Genomic DNA, 22,136 nt, shown 5'->3' with positions numbered 1-22,136 from the left:
AGTCTTCGCAAATCTAGACGGCGGCCGGCTGGTCAGGCGTGCCGGCACCACGGCGGCGCTGGCGCCAGGCCTTGACCTTCAGGCGCCAGCGGTCCAGCGTCAGGTAGACCACCGGCGTGGTGTACAGCGTCAGCAGCTGGCTTACCACCAGTCCGCCGACAATGGAGATGCCCAGCGGCGCGCGCAGTTCGGCGCCGTCGCCGCGGCCGATTGCCAGCGGCACCGCGCCCAGCAGCGCGGCCATGGTGGTCATCAGGATCGGGCGGAAGCGCAGCAGGCAGGCGCGGTAGATCGCGTCGCGCGGCGACAGGCCATCGCGCCGTTCGGCATCGATGGCGAAGTCGATCATCATGATCGCGTTCTTTTTCACGATGCCGATCAGCAGGATCACGCCGATCAGCGCGATGATGCTGAAGTCGGTCTTCGATGCCAGCAGCGCCAGCAGCGCGCCCACGCCGGCGGAGGGCAGCGTCGACAGGATCGTCAGCGGATGCACATAGCTTTCATACAGCACGCCCAGCACGATGTAGATCGTGATCAGCGCCGCCAGGATCAGGATCGGCTGACTCTTGAGCGAATCCTGGAACGCCTTGGCGCCGCCCTGGAAGTTGGCGCGCAGCGTCTCCGGCACGCCGATGCGCGCCATCTCGCGCGTGATCGCGTCGGTCGCCTGCGACAGCGAAGTGCCCTCGGCCAGGTTGAACGAGATCGTCGAGGCCGCGAACTGGCCCTGGTGGTTCACGCCCAGCGGCGTGCTGGACGGGGTCACGCGCGCGAACGCCGCCAGCGGCACGCGGTTGCCGTTGCCGGTGACCACGTAGATGTCCTTGAGCGCATCGGGCCCTTGCAGGTATTCCTGGCTCAGCTCCATCACCACGCGGTACTGGTTCAGCGGATGGTAGATGGTGGACACCAGCCGCTGGCCGAAGGCATCGTTGAGCACCGCATCCACCTGCTGCGCGGTCACGCCCAGGCGCGAGGCCGCGTCGCGGTCGATGATCACCGAGGTCTGCAGGCCCTTGTCGTTGGTATCGGTGTCGATATCCTCCAGCCCCTTCAGGTTCGACAACGCGGCGCGCACCTTGGGCTCCCACGCGCGCAGCACTTCCAGGTCGTCCGACTGCAGCGTGAACTGGTACTGCGAGCTGCTCTGCCGCCCGCCGATGCGGATATCCTGCACCGACTGCAGGAACAGGCTCGCGCCCGGCTCCTTGGACAGCTTGCCGCGCAGCCGCGCGATGATGGCGTCGGCCGATTCGTTGCGCTCCGACAGCGGCTTGAGCGTGACGAACATCTGCCCGGTATTGCGCTGGGAACCGCCGGTAAAGCCGGTCACGTTGACCACGGCGGGGTCGGACTGGACGATCTTGATGAAATTGTCGAGCTTGCCGCGCATGGCCTGGAACGAGGTGGCCTGGTCGGCGCGGATAAAGCCGATCAGCCGGCCCGTGTCCTGCTGTGGGAAGAAGCCCTTGGGAACGATCACGTACAGGTACACGTTGAGTGCGATGGTGGCGATCAGCACCAGCCACACCAGCGGACTCAGGCGCAGCGCCGTGGACAGCGAGCGCGCATAGCCGTCGTGCAGCCACTGGAACATGCGCTCGGTGGCGCGGAAGAAGCGGCCCTGCTTCTCCGGCTCGGGCGGGCGCAGCATCCGTGCGCACATCATCGGCGTGGTGGTCAGCGACACCACCAGCGACACCAGGATCGCCACCGACAGCGTGATCGCGAATTCCTGGAACAGCCGGCCGACGATGCCGCCCATCATCAGCAGCGGGATGAATACCGCGATCAGCGACAGGCTCATCGACAGCACCGTGAAACCCACTTCGCGCGCCCCGCGCAGTGCCGCGGCAAGCGGCTTCATGCCTTCCTCGATATGACGCGAGATGTTCTCCAGCACCACGATGGCATCGTCGACCACAAAGCCGGTGGCGATGGTCAGCGCCATCAGCGACAGGTTGTTCAGCGAGAACCCGGCCAGGTACATCACCGAGAACGTGCCGATCAGCGACACCGGCACCGCCACGCTGGGGATAAGGGTGGCGCGCACATTGCGCAGGAACACGAACACCACCATGATCACCAGCGCCACCGAGATCATCAGCGTGTTCTCGACCTCGCGCAGCGAGGCGCGGATGGTGGGCGTGCGGTCCATCATCACGTCCATCGAGATTGCCGCGGGGATCATCTTTTGCAGCTGCGGCAGCATCTCGTTGACGCGGTCGACGGTCTCGATGATGTTGGCGCCGGGCGAGCGGTTCAGCACCAGCAGCACCGACGGCTTGCCGTTGGCCGAGCCGGCGTTGCGGATGTCCTGCACCGAGTCGACCACATTGGCCACGTCGCGCAGCCGCACCGGCACCGCGAACGAGTTGGGGCCGCTGGTGGCACTGGTGCCTCCGGTGGCGCCGCTGGTGATGGTGGTGGTGCCGCTGCTGGTGGTCAGCGTGGTCACGGTCACGCCGTTGACCACCTTGGTGCTGACGCCGCCGCTGGCGGCGGCGTTGGCGGTGCTGGCAATCAGCGCGCCCGCCGACGTCGACGAGAAGGTTCCCGGCGTGGCATAGCGGATGATCAGCGGCATGTAGTCTTCCGCCTTCATCGCCTGGTCGTTGGCGTAGACCTGCCAGTTGCTGGCGGCGTTCTCCAGCGTGCCCAGCGGCCGGTTGGCGTTGGTCGCGCTGATGGTGTTGCGCACATCCTCCAGCGAGATGCCGTAGTTGTTCAGCGCGGTCGGGTTCAGCTCGACCCGCACGGCCGGCAGCGAGGCCCCGCCGATGGTGACCTGGCCCACGCCATCGACCTGCGACAGCTTCTGCGCCAGGATGGTCGAGGCCGCGTCGTACAGCTGCCCGCGCGTCATGGTCGGCGAGGTCAGCGCGATGATCATGATCGGCGCATCGGCCGGGTTGACCTTGCGGTAGGTCGGGTTGTTGGGCAGGCTGGTCGGCAGTGTCGCGCGCGAGGCGTTGATGGCCGCCTGCACGTCGCGCGCGGCGCCGTCGATATTGCGCGACAGGTCGAACTGCAGCGTCACCCGGGTGGAGCCGAGCGAACTGCTCGAAGTGATCTCGGTCACGCCGGCAATGGTGCCGAGCGCGCGCTCGAGCGGCGTCGCCACGGTGGCGGCCATCGTTTCAGGACTCGCGCCTGGCAGCGACGCCGATACCGAGATGGTCGGGAAGTCCACCTGCGGCAGCGGCGACACCGGCAGCAGCCGCAGCGCGGCCAGCCCCGCCAGCAGGATGCCGAGCGTCAGCAGCGCGGTCGCGACGGGGCGGTGGATGAAGGCAGCCGAGAGATTCATCGTTACACCGGCTCCTCGCCCGTGCCGCCTTCCTCCGGATCACCGAAGCGCCGCTTGCGCCAGCCTTTCACGCGCGTGGCCACGCGGTCGAACGCCAGGTAGATCACCGGCGTGGTGAACAGCGTCAGCACCTGGCTGACCAGCAGGCCGCCCACCATGGTCACGCCCAGCGGCCGGCGCAGTTCGCTGCCGATGCCGGAACCCAGCATCAGCGGCAGCGCCGCCAGCAGGGCCGCCATGGTGGTCATCAGGATCGGGCGGAAACGCAGCAGGCAGGCCTGGAAGATCGCATCGCGTGGTTTCATGCCGCCCTCGCGCTCTGCCTCGAGCGCGAAGTCGATCATCATGATCGCGTTCTTCTTGACGATGCCGATCAGCAGGATGATGCCGATGATCGCAATGATGCCCAGGTCCTGCCCCGCCAACAGCAGCGCCAGCAGCGCGCCGACGCCCGCCGATGGCAGCGTCGACAGGATCGTGACCGGGTGGATGGTGCTTTCATACAGCACGCCCAGCACGATATACATCGTCACCACCGCGGCCAGGATCAGCCACAGCGTGTTCGACAGCGACGCGCGGAAGGCCAGCGCGGCGCCCTGGAAGCTGGTCTGCATCGAGATCGGCAGGCCCAGCTCCTGCTCGACCCTGGTGATCTTGTCGACCGCGGCGCCCAGCGATTCGCCCGGCGCCAGGTTGAACGAGATCGTCGCCGCCGGGAACTGGCCCTGGTGGTTGATCACCAGCGGGCCGGTGCGTTCGGTGATGCGCGCGAACGCGCCCAGCGGCACCTGGCCGCCGGAAGAGGAGGGCAGGCGCAGGTCGGCCAGCGACTGCGGATTCTTGCGGAATTCCGGCATGGTCTCCAGCACCACGCGGTACTGGCTCGACTGCGTGAAGATGGTCGACACCAGCCGCTGGCCGAAGGCGCTGTACAGCGCGCTGTCGATCACCGCGGTGGTGATGCCGAAGCGCGCCGCGGCGTCGCGGTCGATATCGACATAGGCGCGCAGGCCGTTGTTCTGCTGGTCGCTGGTGACGTCGCGCAACTCGGGTTCCTGGCGCAGGCGTTCCACCAGCTTCGGCACCCACGCGGCCAGCGTGGCGGGATCGGGGTCCTCGACGGTGAACTGGTACTGCGTGCGCGAGACCTTGTCCTCGATGGTCAGGTCCTGCACCGGCTGCGTGTACAGCGACACGCCGCCCAGTTCGTGCACGGCCTGCTGCAGGCGCTGCGTGACCACGTCGATGGGGTCGCGCTCGCCCTTGGGCTTGAGGTTGATCAGCATGCGCCCGGCGTTGAGCGTGGTGTTGGTGCCATCCACGCCGATGAACGACGACAGGCTTGCCACTGCCGGGTCCTGCATCACCACCTTGGCCACGGCCTGCTGCCGGCGCGCCATGGCGTCGAACGAGGTGGTCTGGGCGGCCTCGGTGATGCCCTGGATCACGCCGGTGTCCTGCACCGGGAAGAAGCCCTTTGGCACCAGCAGATACAGCAGTCCGGTCAGCACCAGCGTGGCCACGGCCACGACCAGCGTCGCTTTCTGACGATCGAGCACCCACTCCAGCGCACGGCCGTAGCGCTCGATCACGTTGTCGAAGAAGCGGCCGCTGGCGCGGTGAAAGCGCGACAGCTTCTCTTCCGGCACATGGTGCAGCAGGCGCGCGCACATCATCGGCGTGAGCGTCAGCGATACCACCGCCGAGATCAGGATCGACACCGCCAGCGTGATCGCGAATTCCCGGAACAGGCGCCCGACCACGTCGCCCATGAACAGCAGCGGGATCAGCACCGCCACCAGCGAGAAGGTCAGCGAGATGATGGTGAAGCCGATTTGTTTCGAGCCCTTGAGCGCCGCCGCCATCGGCGAATCGCCCTTCTCGATGTAGCGCATGATGTTCTCGATCATCACGATCGCATCATCGACCACGAAGCCGGTGGCTATCGTCAGTGCCATCAGCGTCAGGTTGTTGATCGAGAAGCCGGCCAGGTACATCACGCCGAAGGTGCCCACCAGCGACAGCGGCACCGCCACGCCCGGGATGATGGTGGCCGGTATATTGCGCAGGAACAGGAAGATCACCAGCACCACCAGCGCGATCGCCAGCAGCAGCTCGAACTGCACGTCCTCGACCGAGGCGCGGATGGTGGTGGTGCGGTCGGTCAGCAGCTGCACGTGGACCGAGGCCGGCAGCGCATTCTGCAGTTGCGGCAGCAGCGCCTTGATGCGGTCCACCACTTCGATCACGTTGGCACCGGGCTGGCGCTGGATATTCAGCACGATCGCGGGCTTGTCGTTGGCCCAGGCGGCCAGGCGGCTGTTCTCGGGGCCGTCGACGATCTCGGCCACGTCGGTGATGCGGATCGGCGCGCCGTTCCTGTAGCCCAGGATGATCTGGCGGTATTCGTCGGCCGAGCGCAGCTGGTCGTTGGCGTCGATGGTGGAGGCGCGCGCGGGGCCGTCGAAGCTGCCCTTGGCGCCGTTGACGTTGGATGCGCCAATGGCGGTGCGCAGGTCGTCGATCGACATGCCCAGCGAAGCCAGCGCGGCCGGGTTGGCCTGGATGCGCACCGCGGGGCGCTGGCCGCCGCTGATGGTGACCAGGCCCACGCCCTGGATCTGCGAGATCTTCTGTGCCACGCGCGTGTCGACCATGTCCTGCAGCCTGGGCAGCGGCATGGTGTCCGAGGTCATGGCGATGGTCATGATCGGCGCGTCGGCCGGGTTGACCTTGCTGTAGACCGGCGGCATCGGCAGGTCGGATGGCAGCAGGTTGCTGCCGGCGTTGATGGCGGCCTGCACCTCCTGCTCGGCCACGTCCAGCGGCAGCGTCAGCTCGAACTGCAGCGTGATCACCGAAGCGCCGCCCGACGAGGACGACGACATCTGCTTCAGGCCCGGCATCTGGCCGAACTGCCGCTCCAGCGGCGCGGTCACCGACGAGGTCATCACGTCCGGGCTGGCGCCAGGATAGAGCGTAGTGACCTGGATGGTCGGGTAGTCGACCTCGGGCAGCGCCGACAGCGGCAGCAGCCGGTACGCCACCAGCCCGGACAGCAAGATGGCCAGCATCAGCAGCGCCGTGGCGACCGGGCGCTCGATGAAGAGGCGTGAGGGGTTCATGCGCTGTCCTTACTGCTGCGCGCCGCCGGCGGGCGGGGCGCTGGCGCCGGCCTGGCGGTGGCGGCGATGTTCGCCGGCCGCGCCGGGGGCCGCGGCCCCGCTGGCGTCGGCGTGCGCGCCGCTGGCACCGCCGCCGTCCCGGTTGCGGCGGCCGCGCCCGCGCGGCTGGCTGGCCGGCACCACCGCGGCGGCGCGCGCGGCCGGGTCGACGGCCTCCACCGTCATGCCTTCCTTGAGGCGGTCGGCGCCGTCCACCACCACGCGCTGGCCGGGCTCCAGGCCCTTGAGCACGGCATTGCGGCTGCCGTCGCCCGGGCCCAGCGTGACCACCTGCACCTTGACCTTGCTGCTGTCATCCACGGTGTAGACGAAGGTACCCTGCTGGCCGCGCTGGATCGCCGCCACGGGGATCACGGTGGCGTCCCTGAGCGTATCGACGCGCGTGCGCACGTTGACGAACTGGTTGGGGAACAGCATGCCGTCGGCGTTGGGGAAGACCGCCTTGAGCTTGACCGTGCCGGTGGTGGTGTCGATCTGGTTGTCGGTGGTCAGCAGCGTACCTTCGCCGAGCTGGTTGCGCACCTGGCGGTCCCACGCCTGCACCGGAAGTTCTTCGCCGGCGTTGAGCTTCTTCAGCACCGAGGGCAGGTTGTCCTCGGGGATGGTGTACATCACGGCGATGGGCTGGATCTGCGTGATCAGCGCGATGCCGTTGGTGTCGCTGGTATTGACGATATTGCCGGGGTCGACCTGGCGCAGGCCGATGCGGCCCGACACCGGCGCGACGATCCTGGTATAGCCCAGCTGCAGGCGCGCGTTGGCGACATTGCCCTGGTCGGTCTTGACCACGCCCTCGTACTGGCGCACCAGCGCGTCCTGGGTATCGACCTGCTGCTTGGAGATCGAGTCCTGGCCCAGCAGGGTGCGGTAGCGCTGCTGGTCGAGCCTGGCGTTCTGCAGCAGTGCCTGGTCGCGCGCGAGCTGGCCCACGGCCTGGTCCAGCGCCGCCTGGAACGGGCGCGGGTCGATCTCGGCCAGCACGTCGCCGGCCTTGACCATCTGGCCTTCCTTGAACAGCACCTTGAGCAGCGGGCCGGACACCTGCGCGCGCACGGTGACGTTGGACACCGGGGTCACGTTGCCCAGGCCGTTGAGCACCACATCCATATCGCGCTTGGCCACGGTGGCGACCACCACGGGCGAGCGCGGCATGCCGGGGCCGCCGGCGCCACCCCGCGCGCCCGGGCCGCTGGCGCCCCGCTGCGCGCCTGCAGCCCCGGCCGTCTCCTGCGGCGCCTGGCCGCGATGGGCGTACCAGTACCAGGCGCCCCCCGCGAGCAGCAGCACCAGCACGCCGGCGGTCAGCCGGCGCCGGCCGGTGCGCCGCGGCGGAGTGCCCTCGGGCGCAGGCGAAGACGGGGTCGGGGAGGGGGTAGGCTGGCCTTGTTCGGGGTTGGACATGTCCGCAAATCCTGGGGGCGGCGCGCGCGGCGCGCCTGCAATGTTCGGTCTGGCAAGTGACGATGCAGCAGTATGCCGCAACGCCACGGGCGCCGGCCCGCCGCGTGGAGGGGCACGCCGCGGGTGGCCGGCAGGCCGGCAAGTGCCGTGTGGCGCGCAATGCGGCGGCGCCGGTGGCACGTCATGCCGCAAGGATAATGTGCGGGCCCGGACGCCCGTATTTCGGCGCCCGGCGCTTTTATTACAGCGGATTACCAGCGCCCCGGGTGTAACCTCCGGAAACAAAACCGCCCGGCCAAACCGGCATGTGTGGCGCCGGGGCTGACTATCATGTGCCTATGCGAACGAACCAGCCTACCCAGATCCTCGTCGTCGACGACGATCCCGAACTTCGCGACCTGCTGCGCGAGTACCTGACCCAGCAGGGCTTTGCCGTCTCGGTGATGCATGACGGCGACGGCCTGCAGGCGCGCCTGGAGCGCGAGCGCCCGGCGCTGATCGTGCTGGACCTGATGATGCCCAAGGTCGACGGCCTGACCGCGCTGCGCAACCTGCGCGCCAAGAACGACGACATCCCCGTAATCCTGCTCACGGCCCGCAGCGACGAGATCGACCGCATCGTCGGGCTCGAGATCGGCGCCGACGACTACCTCGGCAAGCCGTTCTCGCCGCGCGAGCTGCTGGCGCGCATCAACGCCGTGCTGCGCCGCAAGCTGGCACGCCCCGCGGCCGCGCCCGAGGACCGCGAATCGGTCGCCTTCGGCCCGTTCCGCGTCAATTTCCGCCAGCGCACGCTGGGCCGTGCCGGCCAGACGCTGTCGATCAGCGATACCGAGTTCGCGCTGCTCAAGCTGCTGCTGATGCATCCGCTCGAAGTGCTGTCGCGCGAGCGCATCGTCGAGCTGATGTACGGCAGCGCCAGCGGCATCAGCGACCGCGGTATCGACGTGCAGATCTGGCGCCTGCGCCGGCTGCTCGATGAAGACGCGCAGCGCCCGCGCTATATCCAGACCGTGCGCGGGCGCGGCTATACCTTCGTGCCCGACGAAGCGGAAGAGATGTCCGCGGGACTCCCCGAATAATGGCCGCGGCGCCCGCCCCCTGGCGCCGCATGCCACCAGAGCCTGCTTTCCGATGAAGTTGCGACGTATCGACACCCTGTTCGGCCGCATTGCGCTGCTGATTGCCGCCGTGCTTGTGATCAGCCATTTCTCATGGCTGGCCATCCTGCGCATGGACCGCCGCCAGCAGCAGGTGGACTATTCAGTCGAGCAGATGCTGTTCCAGCTCGACAGCATCGAGCGCGCGCTCGACGCGCGTCCGCCGGCGAAGCTGCCCAGCCTGGTTGAGACAGCCAACACGGCCGACGCCGAAGAGCATGCCGTCGTGCCCAAGGGCGGGCGCTCGCGCCGGCTGGTCGAGCAGTTCATCGGCAGGCTGCCGCAGGGCACCGAGATCCGGCTGGAGGACGAGACCACGCCGCGCATCTGGATCAAGCTGCCCAGCCGGGCCCGCTGGATCGCCATGCCGATCCTCTGGGTCCACAATCCGCCGCCTGACAACCGGCTGGTGCCTGGCGTGATGCTGGTGGTGGGCGTGGCCATCGTCTTTGCCGTGCTGATCGCCTGGCAGATCCAGCGGCCGGTGCGCGACATGGCCAATGCGGCAGAGCTGCTGTCGCGCCAGCACGCCGTGCCGCCGCTGCGCGAGCGCGGCCCGCATGAGCTGCGCCAGCTGATCGAGCGTTTCAACCGCATGGTGGCCGACCTGGCGCGCATCGACCAGGAGCGCAACACCATGCTGGCCGGCATCGCGCATGACCTGAAGACACCGCTGGCGCGGCTGCGCCTGCGCGCCGAGATGCTGGCCGATCCCAAGGCCGCCGCGGGGGTGACGCGCGACGTCGAGTCCATGTCGGCCATCGTCGAGCAGTTCCTGAGCTTCGCGCAGACCAGCGAGTCGACCGCGCGCCCGGTGCCGGTGGACCGGCGCGTCAATGAGCTGGCCGCGTCGCTGGCCGAGCAGGAGCGCCAGGTGGTGCTGTCGCTGGGCGCGGGCGAGGGCTTCCGCATGATCGCCACGCAGCTGGACCGGATCGTCGGCAACCTGGTCGACAACGCCTACGCGTATGGCAAGCCGCCGGTATGCATCGCGACCGCGCGCACGCCGGAGGGTTACCTGCTGGTGGTGGAGGATCAGGGCGCCGGCATTCCCGAGGATGACAAGGAACGCGCCACGCTGCCCTTTGTGCGGCTGGACCCGGCCCGGGGCGGCAATGCGCATTCCGGGCTGGGGCTGGCGATCGTGGACCGGCTGGTGCGGCAGGCGGGTGGGAAGCTGAACCTGGTGAATGCCGATGGTGGCGGGTTCCGGGTGGAGATGCTGTTCGGGGCAGCCGAGGCCTGAGCCGGCGTCAGGGCTGCCTCAGGCCGTTTTCAGACCTTCTTTTTCTCCCCGATCCGGCTTTCCTTCCCGGCCAGCAGCTTGGCAATATTCTGCCGGTGCCGAGCAATCAGCAGCACGCTGATCACGAAGATCGCCCCCGTCATCACATCCACGCCGTTCATCAGCACATGGAAGAACGGCGCGAAGATCGCCGCCACCAGTGCCGCCAGCGACGAGTAGCGGAAGAAGAACGCGATGATCAGCCACGTGGCCAGCGTGCCCAGGCCGAGGATCGGGTCGATGGCGAGCAGGATGCCGGCCGCGGTGGCCACGCCCTTGCCGCCGGCGAAGCGGTGGTACACCGGGAACAGGTGCCCCAGGAAGACCGCCAGCGCCACCATGGCCAGGCCGGTTTCGTTCAGCCCGTAGGCCGGCCCGAAGCGCGCGGCCAGCCATACCGCCAGCCAACCCTTCAGGGCATCGCCGATCAGCGTCAGGATGGCGGCCTTCTTGTTGCCGGTGCGCAGCACGTTGGTGGCGCCGGGATTGCCGGAGCCATAGGAGTGCGGGTCCGGCAGGCCCATCAGCTTGCTGACGACCACAGCGAAGGAAACGGAGCCGATCAGGTAGGCGGCGAGGGCGAATAGCAGATTGGCCATGTGTAGTGGGGTGTTTTCAGGCTGGCGCGATTGTAGCGCGGCAGGGGCCTCGCTACGTCCGTGACTTTCCGGATTGGCATCGAGGCTTGCCTCGGTTTGTGCGGGGGCTCTCAGTCAGGCAGTGCGCATTGCACCGGCTGGGCGTCCACCAGCATGGGCAGCAGCTTCGGGTCCACGCTGACCAGGTAGCCGCGGCGCCCGCCGTTGATATAGATGCGCGCCAGCTCCAGCACGGTCGATTCGACGTAGACCGGCATGCGCTTGCGCGTGCCGAAGGGCGAGGTGCCGCCCACCATGTAGCCGCTGTGGCGCTGCGCCACCTCGGGCTTGCACGGCTGCACGCTCTTGCGGCCGGCCTGGCGCGCCAGGTTCTTGGTCGAGACCGAGCAGTCGCCGTGCATCAGCACCACCAGCGGCTGCGCGCGCTCGTCTTCCATGATCAGGGTCTTGATCACGTCGTGCTCGGGAACGCCCAGCTGGCGCGCCGATTCGCCGGTGCCGCCGTGCTCGACATAGTCATACGGATGCTCGCCGAAGGCGACGCCATGCTTGCGCAGGTACTGCGTCGCGGGGGTTTCTGATACGTGCCTGGTCTTGCTCATGACAGTGGTCGCCGCCCGCTTGTTCAGCCGCGCGGATGGTGCTGCTGGTGCAGCTCGCGCAGGCGTTCGCGGGCGACGTGCGTATAGATCTGGGTGGTGGAAATATCGGCGTGGCCCAGCAGCAGCTGCACCACGCGCAGGTCGGCGCCGTGGTTGAGCAGGTGCGTGGCAAAGGCGTGCCGCAGCGTGTGCGGCGACAGCGGCGCGTGCACGCCGGCATCGCGCGCATGGCGCTTGATCAGGTGCCAGAACGCCTGCCGCGTCATGCCTTCGCCGCGCTGCGTGACAAAGAGCGCGTCGCAGGCGCGCCCGGCCAGCAGCGCGGGGCGCGCACTGGCCAGGTAGCGGCGCAGCCAGTCGCCGGCCTGCTGGCCGAACGGCACCAGCCGCTCCTTGTCGCCCTTGCCGCCGACCACGCGCGCCACGCCTTCGTTCAGGCCGATCTCGATGGTCTTCATCTGCGTGAGCTCCGACACGCGCAGCCCGCTGGCGTACATCAGTTCCAGCATGGTGCGGTCGCGCAGCCCCAGCGGCGTGTCGGTGTCGGGCGCTTCGAGCAGCGCGTCGACCTGGGACTCGGTCAGGGTCTTGGGGTAGCGCGGCGGCTGCTTGGCGGGGCGCAGCAGCAGGCAGGGGTCGGCTTCGACCAGGTGTTCGCGCAGCGCCCACTGGTAGAAGCGGCGGAACACCGCCAGGCGACGGTTGGCCGACGAGGCGCGGCTCTGCGTGTGGCGTGCGTTGAAGTAGGCCGACAGCGCGCCGTCGTCCGCGCCCGGCAACTCGCCGCGGTGCTCATGCTGCAACCAGCGCGCCAGCAGCGTCAGGTCGCGCCGGTAGGCATCGATGGTATTGCGCGAGAGGCCGTCTTCCAGCCACAGCGCGTCGCAGAAGCGGCTGACCAGTGCCACGTCGGCGTCGCTGGGCGCGGCGGCGATGTCAGGTGCCTGGGCGGCGCCGCTCATATCAGCATGGCGCCCTCATGGCGCAGCAGCCAGCGTTTGACGTCGAGGTAGAAGCCGTCTTCGGCATGGGGCGAGAACCCGCCGATGCCGCGCGCCGAGACTACGCGATGGCAGGGGATCACGATCGGGAACGGGTTCTGCCCGCAGGCTTGGCCCACCGCGCGCGGCATCGCGCCGATGGCCTCGGCGATGGTGCCATAAGTGGTCACCGCGCCGCGCGGCACCGCGCTGATGGCCTGCCACACGCGCTGCTGGAAGTCGCTGCCGGCCGGGGCCAGCGGCAGGTCGAAGGCGGCGTCGGGGTTGGCGTAGTAGGCCTCCAGTTGCGCCGCGAGCTGTTGCGTCAGCGCGTCCGCCGGGGCGCGCGCCTCGACGTGCCCGGGAAGGTACACGATGGCCCGGATGCGCGCGCCGTCCGTGCGCACCCCGATCTTGCCGAAGGGGGCGGGGAGGATGGCGTCATAGGTGGCGGGCATGGCGGTCAGGCTGGGGCGAATGCTGGATTTTAGTGCTTTTTGGCGCGGGCAAGAAAAAAGGGCCGCCTCGCGGCGGCCCTTTGCGGGTGGCGTCACACCGGCCGGATCATTGCTCCAGCTTGATGTTCTGCACCTTCACAAGATTCTTCATCTTGTCGAATTCCTTCTTGATCTCGGCCGCATGCTGCGCCGGCGTGTTGCCCGACGGCTCGGCGCCGGCGGTGCGCAGGCGCTGCTGGAAGTCCTTGTCCTGCAGGGCCTTGACGGCGGCCTCGTTGAGCTTCTTGATGACGTCGTCAGGCGTGCCGGCCGGCGCCACCAGGCCGTACCAGGCCGGGTCGTTCGGCTCCTTCAGGCCCATTTCGCCGAAGGTCGGCACGTTGGGCATGGATTCCAGGCGCTTGTTCCAGGCCACCACGATCGGGCGCAGCTTGCCGGCCTTGATGTAGGGGATCGAAGAGGGCAGGTTGTCCACCATGATCGGCACCTGGCCGGCCAGCACGTCGTTCAGCGCCGGGCCCGCGCCGCGGTACGGGATATGGACCATGAAGGTCTTGGTCGAGACCTTGAACTGCTCGCCCAGCATGTGGCCGAAGCCGCAGGTGCCCGACGAGGCGTACGAATACTTGCCCGGGTTGGCCTTCAGCACGGCCAGGAACTCCTTGTAGTCCTTGGCCGGGAAGCTCGGGTTCACGGCGATCACGTTGGCCACGTTGGCCAGGTTGGTGATGGGCTTGAAGTCCTTGATCGGGTCGTACGACAGCTTGGGGTTGCAGGCCGGGTTCACGGCCATGGTCGAGACCGTGGAGATGCCGATGGTGTAGCCGTCCGGCGCGGCCTTGGCGATCGCGTCGGCACCGATCGAACCGCCCCCGCCGGCGCGGTTCTCCACCACCACGGGCTGGCCCAGGATGCGGCTCATCTGGTCCGCGGCGCCGCGGCCGACGATGTCGGTGGTGCCGCCGGGTGCGAACGGAATGATCAGTCGGATCGGCTTGGTGGGGTAGCTCTGGGCCTGCGCCGCGGTGGCGGCGGCGGCCAGGGCCAGGGTCAGTGCGAGTTTGCCAGCTTGCATGAGATCATGTCTCCCGTCAGGAAATCCGGGCAGGGTGCCGCCCGGAAGAAAAGAAGCCGTCGCCGTGCCACAGGTGGGGCCGTGCGCCGGCAGCGTAATTGTGTCAGCCGCCCAGCAGCCCGCGCTTGACCTCGGCGTCGACCGGGCGCTCGCCCAGGAAGACCCGCAGCACGGCCTGGTAGAAGTCTTCGCCGGGGATCGGCCGGCCGCGAGGCGTGCCGTTGATGGCGATGACGGTCCCCGTCTGCGGGGAAAAATCCAGGTTGATCACGTCGCCCTTGTGCGCGGTGCCGACCTCGCCCAGGGTGCGCTCGAACTGTACCAGCCGCGTGGCCAGCCCCTGCATCTGCTGCTCGCTGTGGTTGTTGCGGATACCCTGGCGGATGGCGCGCACGACGTCCGGCGGTTCGGTCTCGCGCAGCATGCGCAACTGTAGCCGCTTTGCGCCGGGCGTGCCCAGCACCAGGGCCGCGTTGCGGGCTTTCTCCTGCAGGTACAGGGCGGCCACGTAGCCCTTGGCCAGGAAGCCCGCGCGCAGGGCGGTGCCGTTGAGCTGCAGTTCCTTGCCGCCCACGCGCGCCGCATCGTCAAAACGTATCCCTTCGATTTCCACCGAGCGTGCCGGCACCGGTACGGCGCCCGCGGCCGTGGCGGCGCACAGCGCCACCAGCACGGCGGCCAGGCGCAGGCAGCGGCCCGGGTGCAGACCAGGGCGGAAGGGGGCTCGGAGGTGGGTGTCCGGGCGCGACGGCGCGGACCGGGTGCGGGACAACATGGCGGCAGGCGTACAACTTGGCATGCCATGCTGGCCTAAATCTGGAAAAATACCTATCCGTATCTGCCCTAGTCCGCACATTACGGTTTTTTGCCGTTATCTACCCCCCGCCACCGCCGCCGCAATCCCGCGCGACGGCCCGCAGGGCAGCTGCCGCGTCATGCCACCGCCACCAAAACAACGATAAATGTCTTCTGCTCTCCTGCTGGTCCCGGACTTCAGCCTGATCCTCATCGGCTGGCTGCTGGTGCGGTATACCCCGTTCGACCGTGCCTTCTGGGGCGGGGTGGAGCGCCTGGTCTACTTCGTGCTGTTCCCGGCGCTGCTGCTGCAGTCGACCAATACCGCGGTGCTGGATTTCTCGTCGACCTCGGCCATGCTGGGGCTGGCGCTGCTGGTGATGGCCACCGGCATGGCCGGCGGCTACGCCGTCAAATGGGTGTTGCGGCCGGATGCGCTGAGCTTTGCCTCGGGCCTGCAGACCGCGTTCCGCTTCAATTCCTATATCGGGCTGGCGCTGGCCTCGCGCCTGGGCGGCTCCGAGGGGCTGGCGCTGATGGCGGTGATCGTCGGCTGCACGGTGCCGCTGTGCAACGTGGCGGCGGTGTGGGCGCTGGCGCGGCACGGCCAGACCGCGCTGTGGAAAGAGCTGGCGCGCAACCCGCTGATCCTGGCCACTGCCGGCGGCCTGCTCACCAACCTGATGGGGCTGCATGCGCCCGAGGTGCTGGGCATGACGCTGAACCGGCTGGGCTCGGCCTCGACCGCGCTGGGGCTGATGACGGTGGGCGCCGGGCTGCAGATGAGCGGTGCCACCGGCACCGCGGGGCCGGTGGCCTGGTGGACCGGGGTCAAGCTGCTGGCGATGCCGTGCGTGGCCTGGCTGGTGGGGCGGCACCTGCCGCTGACCGCGCTGCAGTACCAGATCGTGGTGCTGTATGCCTCGCTGCCCACGGCCTCCAGCGCGTATATCCTGGCGGTGCGCATGGGCGGCAACGGGCCGATGGTGGCGGCGACGATTTCGCTGATGACGGTGGCGGCGATCGTGACCACGCCGCTGTGGCTGGCGCTGGTCAGCTAGTCCGGCGGCGGGCCGCCCTGGGCCAGGGCCCAGTCGATATGCTCGCGCACCAGCGGCGTGGCGCTCTCGCGCCGCTCCAGCAGTGCTGCGCGGATGCGCGCGGCCAGGGCCGCGTCTTCGGCGCGCGTGCCCGACAGCGCCGCGCGCAGGCTGTTGCCCAGACCCACAGCCAGGTTGCGCAGCCAGCGCTCATGGCCGATGCGGCGGATCGGGCTGCCTTCGAGCCGCTGGTTGAATTCCGCTTCGGTCCACTGGAACAGCGCCACCATGTCGGGCGCGTCGAGCCCGTTGCGCACGTCGAAGTCCGGCACCATGGCCACATGCGCGAACTTGTTCCACGGGCAGGCCAGCTGGCAGTCGTCGCAGCCGTAGACGCGGTTGCCCATGGGCGCGCGGAACTCCACCGGAATCGGGCCCTTGTGCTCGATGGTCAGGTAGGAGATGCAGCGGCGCGCGTCCAGCCGGTACGGCGCCACGATGGCGCGCGTGGGGCAGATGTCCAGGCAGCGGTGGCAGTTGCCGCAGTGGCCGGACTCGGGGGCGTCGGCCGGCAGCGGGATGTCGACCAGGATCTCGCCCAGGAAGAACATCGAGCCGCCGTCGCGGTCCAGCAGCAGCGTATGCTTGCCGCGCCAGCCGAGCCCGCCCTGGCTGGCCAGCGCCACTTCCATGACGGGTGCGGAATCGGTAAAGACACGGTAGCCGAATTTTCCGATTTCGGCCTCGATCCGGCTGGCCAGCTGCTGCAAACGGCTGCGCAGCACCTTGTGATAATCGCGGCCGCGCGCATACAGCGACACCACCGCCGTGGCCGGATCGTCCAGCCGCGCCAGCTCGTGCCGGCGCCAGTCGGTGGCGCCGGCCTGCGCGCCGGCAGCCGGAAGGTACGGCATCCGCGCCACGATCGCGCGCACGGTGCCGGGCACCAGTTCGGCCGGCCGGGCGCGCCGCAGGCCGTGGTTCGCCATATAATCCATGTCGCCGTGGTAGCCCTGCGCCAGCCACGCCATCAGCCCCGGCTCGGCATGACTGAGGTCGACATCGGCGATGCGCACCGAGGCAAAGCCCAGTTCCGCGCCCCATGCGCGGATCGACGCGGCCAGTGCCGCAAGTTCCCCGGGGCCCGCGGCCAGGTGGGCGGCGGTGCCGGGAACGGGGGTAGGTGGCGCATCTGCCTGCCCTGGGGCGACTCGGTCGATCATCCCTGAATTGTACGCAATGCCCTTGCTCGAAGAACGCACCCTGACGCTGCCCGACGAAGCCGCCACCGCGCGCCTGGGCGCCGCGCTGGCCGCCGCCGTGCAGGCCATGCCGCCGCGCACGGTGCATGTGCAGCTGTCCGGCGACCTGGGCGCCGGCAAGACCACGCTGACGCGCACGATCCTGCGCGCGCTCGGCCATGCGGGCAAGGTCCGCAGCCCCACCTACACGCTGTGCGAGCCCTACGAGGTGGCCCGCGCCGACGGCTCGCCGCTGACCGTCTACCACTTCGACCTGTACCGCTTTGCCGATCCCGAAGAGTGGATCGACGCGGGTTTTCGCGACTGCTTCGCCGAACCGGCCTTCAACCTGGTCGAGTGGCCGGAAAAGGCCGGCCGCCTGCTCGGGGAACCGGATCTCCATATGTTGCTCCAATCGGACATGGCCGGGGCGGATGATGCCGGCGAGCGGCGGATCGCGACGATGCGCGCCTATACTCACACTGGACTTACCCTGCTGAACGCATGCTGATCAAGCGACTTGCCACCGACCGCCCCGATGGACCCGACGGCCTGCTGCAGGCGCGCCGCAAATGGATGGCGCAGGCACTGAAGCTGGGCGCGGGCACGGCCGTGCTGACCCTGGCCGGCCCGCAGATCGCGTTTGGCGCCGGCATCGTCGCGGTGCGCGTATGGCCGGCCGAGGACTACACCCGCGTCACCATCGAATCCGATTCCCCGCTGGCCGCCGTGCACCAGATGATCCGCGACCCCGACCGGCTGGTGGTGGACATCGACGGCCTGGACCTGTCGCCCACGCTGCGCGAGCTGGTGGCCAAGATCACCCCGAACGACCCCTATATCCAGACCGTGCGCGTCGGCCAGAACCGCCCGCGCGTGGTCCGCATGGTGTTCGACCTGAAGGAAAACGTGGCGCCGCAGGTGTTCACGCTGGCGCCGATCGGCAGCTACCGCAACCGCCTGGTGTTCGACCTGTACCCGGTCAATCCGCCCGATCCGCTGTGGAAGCTGGTGCGCGACACCGAGGAAAAGCAGCGCCGCTTCGCCACCTCGGACCCGGCGCCGGGCAACGATGGCATCGCCGGCGCGCCGGCCGGTGCCGAGGAAGACGCGATCGGCGCGCTGGTGCGCCGCTTCGACGAGAAGGGCGAGGTGCCGCCCACCACCGCGCCGCTGCCGCCGCCGGTGGCCTCGGCCCGGCCCAGGCCGTCGGCACCGCCGGTGCCGAGCCCCAATGCCCCGGTGGTGCCGCCGGTCGCACGCGACAATCCCACTGCCGAACGGCCCTTCAAGATGCGCCGCCTGCTGACCGTGGCGATCGATCCCGGCCATGGCGGCGAAGACCCGGGCGCGATCGGCGCCGCCGGCTCGCGCGAGAAAGACGTGGTGCTGCAGATCGCGCACCGCCTGCGCGCCAAGATCGATGCCCAGCCCAATATGCGCGCGATGATGACGCGCGACGCCGACTTCTTCGTGCCGCTGAACGTGCGCGTGCAGAAGGCGCGCCGGGTGCAGGCCGACCTGTTCGTATCGATCCACGCCGATGCCTTCCTGTCGCCCGAGGCACGCGGCGCGTCAGTGTTCGCGCTGTCCGAGCGCGGCGCCTCCAGTACCGCGGCTCGCTGGCTAGCCAACAAGGAAAACGCTTCCGACCTGATCGGCGGCGCCAACATGGGCAACAAGGATGCGCAGGTGGCGCGCGTGCTGCTGGACCTGTCCACCACCGCGCAGATCAATGACAGCCTGCAGGTCGGCAAGGCCGTGCTGGGCGAGATCGGCGGCATCAACAAGCTGCACAAGGGCAGCGTCGAGCAGGCCGGGTTTGCGGTGCTGAAGGCGCCGGATATCCCGTCGATCCTGATCGAGACGGCCTTTATCAGCAATCCGGAAGAAGAGCGCAAGCTCAACGATAACGCGCACCAGGAGCAGCTGGCCAATGCCATCCTGAAGGGGATCCGGTCGTACTTCGCGCGCAATCCGCCGCTGTCGAAGAATCCGTCAGTGTGAGTCTGGCGGGCACAAAAAAACCGGGGCATGCCCCGGTTTTTTCATGGCTGCGTGCCTCAGGCCCGCGCCGCGGCCTGGTCCTCCTGCAAGGCATCGCGGTCGGCATAGCGCGACGCGATCACCGAGCACACGATCAGCTGCAGCTGGTGATAGACCATCAGCGGCAGCACCAGCAGGCCCAGCGCCGGATGGCCGGCAAACAGGATCTTGGCCATCGGGATGCCGTTGGCCAGGCTCTTCTTGGAGCCGCAGAACACCGCCGTGATCTCGTCCTCGACAGAGAAGCCAAGGCGGCGCGCGGTCAGCGTGGTAAAGCCCAGCACCACGAACAGCAGCACCGCGGCGATCAGCATCACTGCGCCGATGGTCTGCCACTGGTACTGGTGCCACAGGCCCTGGGCGGTGGCATCGCAGAATGAGGAATAGACGATCAGCACGATCACGCCGCGGTCGATCTTGTTGGTGATGTGCTTCTTTTTCGCCAGCCAGCTGCCGATCAGCGGACGCAGCATCTGCCCCAGCGCGAACGGCAGCAGCAGTTGCAGCGCCACGCCGGTGAGCGCCTTGCCCAGCGGCATCGAGGCGCCGCTGGCGCTGATCACCAGCCCCATCAGCAGCGGCGTGACCAGCATGCCGATCAGGCCCGAGATGGTGGCGTTGAAGATCGCTCCGGACACATTGCCGCGCGCCATCGAGGTCATGGCCACCGACGACGATACCGTCGACGGCAGCGCGCACAGGAAGAACACGCCCAGCAGCAGGTCCGGCGGCAGCGTATTGCGCAGCGACAGCATCAGCAGCACGCCCACCACCGGGAACACCACGTAGGTGAAGGTCTGCACGAACACATGCAGGCGCCAGTGCTTGGCACCCGACACCAGCTTGTCGCGCGAGAGCGCCGCGCCGTGCAGGAAGAACACCAGCGCCACGCCCAGGCTGGTCACCACGCCCAGGTGCAGCGGGCCGTCGCCGGCGCCGATTTCAGGGGCGGCCAGCGCAATGGCGATGGCCGTCAACATGACGAGAACGAAGCGGTCGATCAGGTCATAAAGTTTCTTGAGCTTGCGGACAATGCGAGACATGACTGCGGGTGGATCCTGCGATGTTAGGGTTTTGCCTAGTATTGGACGCCAGCCAAGTCTAGAATGCAAATTCATTTATAGAATCTATTTATCCGGCCGTTGCATGAATTACACACTGCGCCAGTTGCGCGTCTTCCTGGCCGTGGCCAATACCGGCGGCTTCAGCCGGGCCGCCGATGTGGTCGGCCTGACCCAGCCTGCGGTCAGCCGCGGCGTGGCTGAGCTGGAAGAGGCACTTGGCGTGCGCCTGCTGGACCGCACCACGCGCGAGGTGGTGCTGACCGAGGCCGGCCACGCGCTGGCGCCAGCGCTGGAGCGGCTGCTCGGGCAGCTCGACGACACGCTGGAAGAGACGCGCCAGCTTGGTGAACGCTATCGCGGTCGCGTAGTGATAGCTGGTGCGCCGACGATCTCGGCCCGGCTGATGCCGCTGTACGTGGCCGCCTGCGCCGCCCAGTACCCCGAGATCCGCCTGACCGTGCGTGACAACGTGCAGGCCGACGGCCTGGAGCAGGTGCGCGCCGGCGCCGTGGACTTTGGCGTGCTGATCGATCCGCTGGTGCGCGACGGGCTGGTGGTGGAGCCGGTGGCGACCGACCCGTTCTGCTTTGTCTGCCGGCGCGACCATCCGCTGGCGCAGTCGCCTTCGGTGCCATGGGCGGCGCTGCATGGAATGCAACTGGTGCTGCTGGACTTTGCCTCCGGCAGCCGGCCGCTGATCGACCGCGTGTTCGGCCGGCATGGCGTGGTGCCGCTGGTGGTGCAGGAGCTGGGCCACTCGGCGAGCGTGTTCGGCATGGTCGAGGCCGGCATCGGCGCATCGGTGCTGCCGTCGTTCTCGCTGCCGCTGCCGGCGGCGTCGCCGCTGGTGTGGCGCCCGCTGGTGCCGTGCGAGGAGCGCAGCATCGTCATGGTCCGGCGCGAGGACCGTTCACTGTCGCCGGCCGCGGCGGCGGTGTGGGACCTGGTGCGCCGCCTGACCGTGCGCGCCGAGGCGCCCGCAATGAGCGCCGCGGCCTGACCCGGTCACACTCTGTCAACGCGCGGTGACCATCACCGCTTCCAGTTCAAAGCTGCCGTCGGCCTGTACGCGATAGTGCGCGCGCACTTCCGCAGGCGCCATCTGCCACAGGTGGCGGATGGCCTCCACGGCCACCGGCGCGGTGCGCATGCGCCTGACCCAGCTGTCGAACTCGATGCCGATGCGCCAGATGTCCGATACGGCGATGCCATCGGCGCCAAAGCCTGCCGCCTCGAACATCGACTGCCACCCCGCCGGCGTGTAATCGCGCACGTGCGAGGGATCGCGCAGCAGTTCCACCGATTGCAGCCAGGTATCGCGCAGCGGATCCGGCGCACCGGCAATATCGATCAGCACCACTTTGCCGCCGGGCTTGAGCACCCGCCGGATCTCGGCCAGTGCCGACGGGACGTCGCGCCAGTGGTGCGCGCTCATGCGCGAGACCACCGCGCAGAAGCTGGCATCGTCGAACGGCAGCTGCTCGGCAGCGCCCTGGCGCGTGCGGATATTGGCCAGCCCGCGCTCGCGCGCCGCGGCCTCGACCACAGCCAGCATGTCCGCCGACAGATCGTAAGCCGTCACTTCGCCCGCAATCGCTGCCGCGGCGAAGCTGGCATGGCCCGCGCCGCAGCCCAGGTCCAGCACGCGGCTGCGCGGGCGGTTGGCTGCGGGGATCAGCGCGGCCAGTTCGTCTTTCAGTTGCTGCAGGTCCGCGCCGCTGGCGTGGACGGCGCTGGTGAGGTAGGCGCTGGCGGTGGCGCCGAACTGGGCGGCGACGAGTTCCTGCTGTTGCATGGTGCTGGGCTCCTTGGGCCACGCCCAGATCGGCGGGCGGCCTTCTTTGTTGGGGGAGGGGACTTGCCCGCGAGGCGGGTTCGGCATACTGTAGGCG

General features: G+C 68.6%; 18 protein-coding genes. 6 read left to right on the top strand and 12 right to left on the bottom strand.

What is annotated here, in order from left to right:
- Positions 1 to 13 precede the first annotated feature (13 nt).
- Genes I6H87_RS04125 through I6H87_RS04115 form a run of 3 tightly spaced genes read right to left on the bottom strand, consistent with a single transcriptional unit; the run spans position 14 to position 7,899 of the window.
- On the bottom strand, positions 14 to 3,313 hold the full coding sequence (locus I6H87_RS04125) for an efflux RND transporter permease subunit (RefSeq protein WP_010812183.1): 3,300 nt from the start codon (positions 3,311 to 3,313) through the stop codon (positions 14 to 16).
- Positions 3,314 to 3,315: 2 nt separating this feature from the next.
- Entirely contained in the window at positions 3,316 to 6,438 is a 3,123-nt protein-coding gene (locus I6H87_RS04120) for an MdtB/MuxB family multidrug efflux RND transporter permease subunit (RefSeq protein WP_010812182.1), read from the bottom strand.
- 9 nt (positions 6,439 to 6,447) lie between these two features.
- The gene (locus I6H87_RS04115; RefSeq protein WP_136227737.1) at positions 6,448 to 7,899 is read right to left on the bottom strand and encodes an MdtA/MuxA family multidrug efflux RND transporter periplasmic adaptor subunit; all 1,452 of its coding nucleotides are present in this window, start codon (positions 7,897 to 7,899) and stop codon (positions 6,448 to 6,450) included.
- A gap of 338 nt (positions 7,900 to 8,237) precedes the next feature.
- Between I6H87_RS04115 and I6H87_RS04110 the strand changes: the two genes are divergently transcribed.
- Both I6H87_RS04110 and I6H87_RS04105 read left to right on the top strand, forming a co-directional pair.
- The gene (locus I6H87_RS04110; RefSeq protein WP_011614591.1) at positions 8,238 to 8,981 is read left to right on the top strand and encodes a response regulator; all 744 of its coding nucleotides are present in this window, start codon (positions 8,238 to 8,240) and stop codon (positions 8,979 to 8,981) included.
- 52 nt (positions 8,982 to 9,033) lie between these two features.
- Positions 9,034 to 10,305, top strand: coding sequence for an ATP-binding protein (locus I6H87_RS04105; protein ID WP_010812237.1), 1,272 nt, complete (start codon positions 9,034 to 9,036; stop codon positions 10,303 to 10,305).
- Positions 10,306 to 10,334: 29 nt separating this feature from the next.
- Here the strand turns inward: I6H87_RS04105 and plsY are convergent, their stop codons facing one another.
- The 6 genes from plsY to I6H87_RS04075 form a co-directional block, all read right to left on the bottom strand.
- A complete protein-coding gene (gene plsY, locus I6H87_RS04100) occupies positions 10,335 to 10,943 on the bottom strand; it encodes a glycerol-3-phosphate 1-O-acyltransferase PlsY (protein WP_011614592.1) in 609 nt (202 codons plus the stop codon).
- Between the two features lie 110 nt (positions 10,944 to 11,053).
- Positions 11,054 to 11,545 (bottom strand): aminoacyl-tRNA deacylase, encoded by a 492-nt coding sequence (locus I6H87_RS04095; protein WP_010812239.1) that lies wholly within the window; start codon positions 11,543 to 11,545, stop codon positions 11,054 to 11,056.
- 23 nt (positions 11,546 to 11,568) lie between these two features.
- Complete coding sequence (xerD, locus tag I6H87_RS04090; protein ID WP_010812240.1) at positions 11,569 to 12,507, bottom strand: site-specific tyrosine recombinase XerD; 939 nt, start codon at positions 12,505 to 12,507, stop codon at positions 11,569 to 11,571.
- Positions 12,504 to 12,983, bottom strand: a complete 480-nt coding sequence (locus tag I6H87_RS04085) for a methylated-DNA--[protein]-cysteine S-methyltransferase (RefSeq protein ID WP_011614593.1) — start codon at positions 12,981 to 12,983, stop codon at positions 12,504 to 12,506. Before I6H87_RS04085 ends, xerD begins: the two co-directional genes overlap by 4 nt.
- A 106-nt stretch (positions 12,984 to 13,089) precedes the next feature.
- Positions 13,090 to 14,058, bottom strand: coding sequence for a tripartite tricarboxylate transporter substrate binding protein BugE (locus I6H87_RS04080; RefSeq protein ID WP_010812242.1), 969 nt, complete (start codon positions 14,056 to 14,058; stop codon positions 13,090 to 13,092).
- Positions 14,059 to 14,161: 103 nt separating this feature from the next.
- On the bottom strand, positions 14,162 to 14,833 hold the full coding sequence (locus I6H87_RS04075) for a chalcone isomerase family protein (protein WP_231881378.1): 672 nt from the start codon (positions 14,831 to 14,833) through the stop codon (positions 14,162 to 14,164).
- Positions 14,834 to 15,020: 187 nt separating this feature from the next.
- Here I6H87_RS04075 and I6H87_RS04070 point away from each other — a divergent pair, with 187 nt between their 5' ends.
- Positions 15,021 to 15,914, top strand: a complete 894-nt coding sequence (locus I6H87_RS04070) for an AEC family transporter (RefSeq protein ID WP_010812244.1) — start codon at positions 15,021 to 15,023, stop codon at positions 15,912 to 15,914.
- On the opposite strand, the gene queG is transcribed toward I6H87_RS04070, so the two are convergent.
- Positions 15,911 to 17,116 carry a tRNA epoxyqueuosine(34) reductase QueG gene (gene queG / locus I6H87_RS04065; RefSeq protein ID WP_010812245.1) on the bottom strand — a complete coding sequence of 402 codons (1,206 nt, stop codon included), beginning with the start codon at positions 17,114 to 17,116 and terminating at the stop codon, positions 15,911 to 15,913. The genes I6H87_RS04070 and queG overlap by 4 nt on opposite strands.
- 16 nt (positions 17,117 to 17,132) lie before the next feature.
- Between queG and tsaE the strand changes: the two genes are divergently transcribed.
- Positions 17,133 to 17,645 (top strand): tRNA (adenosine(37)-N6)-threonylcarbamoyltransferase complex ATPase subunit type 1 TsaE, encoded by a 513-nt coding sequence (gene tsaE, locus I6H87_RS04060; protein ID WP_010812246.1) that lies wholly within the window; start codon positions 17,133 to 17,135, stop codon positions 17,643 to 17,645.
- Positions 17,639 to 19,141, top strand: coding sequence for an N-acetylmuramoyl-L-alanine amidase (locus I6H87_RS04055; RefSeq protein WP_010812247.1), 1,503 nt, complete (start codon positions 17,639 to 17,641; stop codon positions 19,139 to 19,141). Before tsaE ends, I6H87_RS04055 begins: the two co-directional genes overlap by 7 nt.
- A gap of 56 nt (positions 19,142 to 19,197) precedes the next feature.
- On the opposite strand, the gene I6H87_RS04050 is transcribed toward I6H87_RS04055, so the two are convergent.
- Complete coding sequence (locus tag I6H87_RS04050; RefSeq protein ID WP_011614596.1) at positions 19,198 to 20,223, bottom strand: bile acid:sodium symporter family protein; 1,026 nt, start codon at positions 20,221 to 20,223, stop codon at positions 19,198 to 19,200.
- A 103-nt stretch (positions 20,224 to 20,326) separates the two neighbouring features.
- Here I6H87_RS04050 and I6H87_RS04045 point away from each other — a divergent pair, with 103 nt between their 5' ends.
- Positions 20,327 to 21,244, top strand: a complete 918-nt coding sequence (locus tag I6H87_RS04045; RefSeq protein WP_010812249.1) for a LysR family transcriptional regulator — start codon at positions 20,327 to 20,329, stop codon at positions 21,242 to 21,244.
- 15 nt (positions 21,245 to 21,259) lie between these two features.
- Here the strand turns inward: I6H87_RS04045 and I6H87_RS04040 are convergent, their stop codons facing one another.
- Positions 21,260 to 22,039, bottom strand: coding sequence for a class I SAM-dependent methyltransferase (locus tag I6H87_RS04040; RefSeq protein WP_011614597.1), 780 nt, complete (start codon positions 22,037 to 22,039; stop codon positions 21,260 to 21,262).
- Between the last annotated feature and the right edge of the window lie 97 nt (positions 22,040 to 22,136).

It is taken from the genome of Cupriavidus necator (genome assembly GCF_016127575.1).
Taxonomy (GTDB): Bacteria; Pseudomonadota; Gammaproteobacteria; order Burkholderiales; family Burkholderiaceae; genus Cupriavidus; species Cupriavidus necator_D.
Note: the sequence above shows the minus strand (reverse complement) of the source record. Positions and strands in the feature narration are given on the sequence as shown.

Bases quoted from the DNA above. Each gene is read 5' to 3' on its own strand.
- I6H87_RS04125 (WP_010812183.1), bottom strand. From the start codon at position 3,313: ATGAATCTCTCGGCTGCCTTCATCCACCGCCCCGTCGCGACCGCGCTG.
- I6H87_RS04120 (WP_010812182.1), bottom strand. From the start codon at position 6,438: ATGAACCCCTCACGCCTCTTCATCGAGCGCCCGGTCGCCACGGCGCTG.
- I6H87_RS04115 (WP_136227737.1), bottom strand. From the start codon at position 7,899: ATGTCCAACCCCGAACAAGGCCAGCCTACCCCCTCCCCGACCCCGTCT.
- I6H87_RS04110 (WP_011614591.1), top strand. From the start codon at position 8,238: ATGCGAACGAACCAGCCTACCCAGATCCTCGTCGTCGACGACGATCCC.
- I6H87_RS04105 (WP_010812237.1), top strand. From the start codon at position 9,034: ATGAAGTTGCGACGTATCGACACCCTGTTCGGCCGCATTGCGCTGCTG.
- plsY (WP_011614592.1), bottom strand. From the start codon at position 10,943: ATGGCCAATCTGCTATTCGCCCTCGCCGCCTACCTGATCGGCTCCGTT.
- I6H87_RS04095 (WP_010812239.1), bottom strand. From the start codon at position 11,545: ATGAGCAAGACCAGGCACGTATCAGAAACCCCCGCGACGCAGTACCTG.
- xerD (WP_010812240.1), bottom strand. From the start codon at position 12,507: ATGAGCGGCGCCGCCCAGGCACCTGACATCGCCGCCGCGCCCAGCGAC.
- I6H87_RS04085 (WP_011614593.1), bottom strand. From the start codon at position 12,983: ATGCCCGCCACCTATGACGCCATCCTCCCCGCCCCCTTCGGCAAGATC.
- I6H87_RS04080 (WP_010812242.1), bottom strand. From the start codon at position 14,058: ATGCAAGCTGGCAAACTCGCACTGACCCTGGCCCTGGCCGCCGCCGCC.
- I6H87_RS04075 (WP_231881378.1), bottom strand. From the start codon at position 14,833: ATGTTGTCCCGCACCCGGTCCGCGCCGTCGCGCCCGGACACCCACCTC.
- I6H87_RS04070 (WP_010812244.1), top strand. From the start codon at position 15,021: ATGTCTTCTGCTCTCCTGCTGGTCCCGGACTTCAGCCTGATCCTCATC.
- queG (WP_010812245.1), bottom strand. From the start codon at position 17,116: ATGATCGACCGAGTCGCCCCAGGGCAGGCAGATGCGCCACCTACCCCC.
- tsaE (WP_010812246.1), top strand. From the start codon at position 17,133: ATGCCCTTGCTCGAAGAACGCACCCTGACGCTGCCCGACGAAGCCGCC.
- I6H87_RS04055 (WP_010812247.1), top strand. From the start codon at position 17,639: ATGCTGATCAAGCGACTTGCCACCGACCGCCCCGATGGACCCGACGGC.
- I6H87_RS04050 (WP_011614596.1), bottom strand. From the start codon at position 20,223: ATGTCTCGCATTGTCCGCAAGCTCAAGAAACTTTATGACCTGATCGAC.
- I6H87_RS04045 (WP_010812249.1), top strand. From the start codon at position 20,327: ATGAATTACACACTGCGCCAGTTGCGCGTCTTCCTGGCCGTGGCCAAT.
- I6H87_RS04040 (WP_011614597.1), bottom strand. From the start codon at position 22,039: ATGCAACAGCAGGAACTCGTCGCCGCCCAGTTCGGCGCCACCGCCAGC.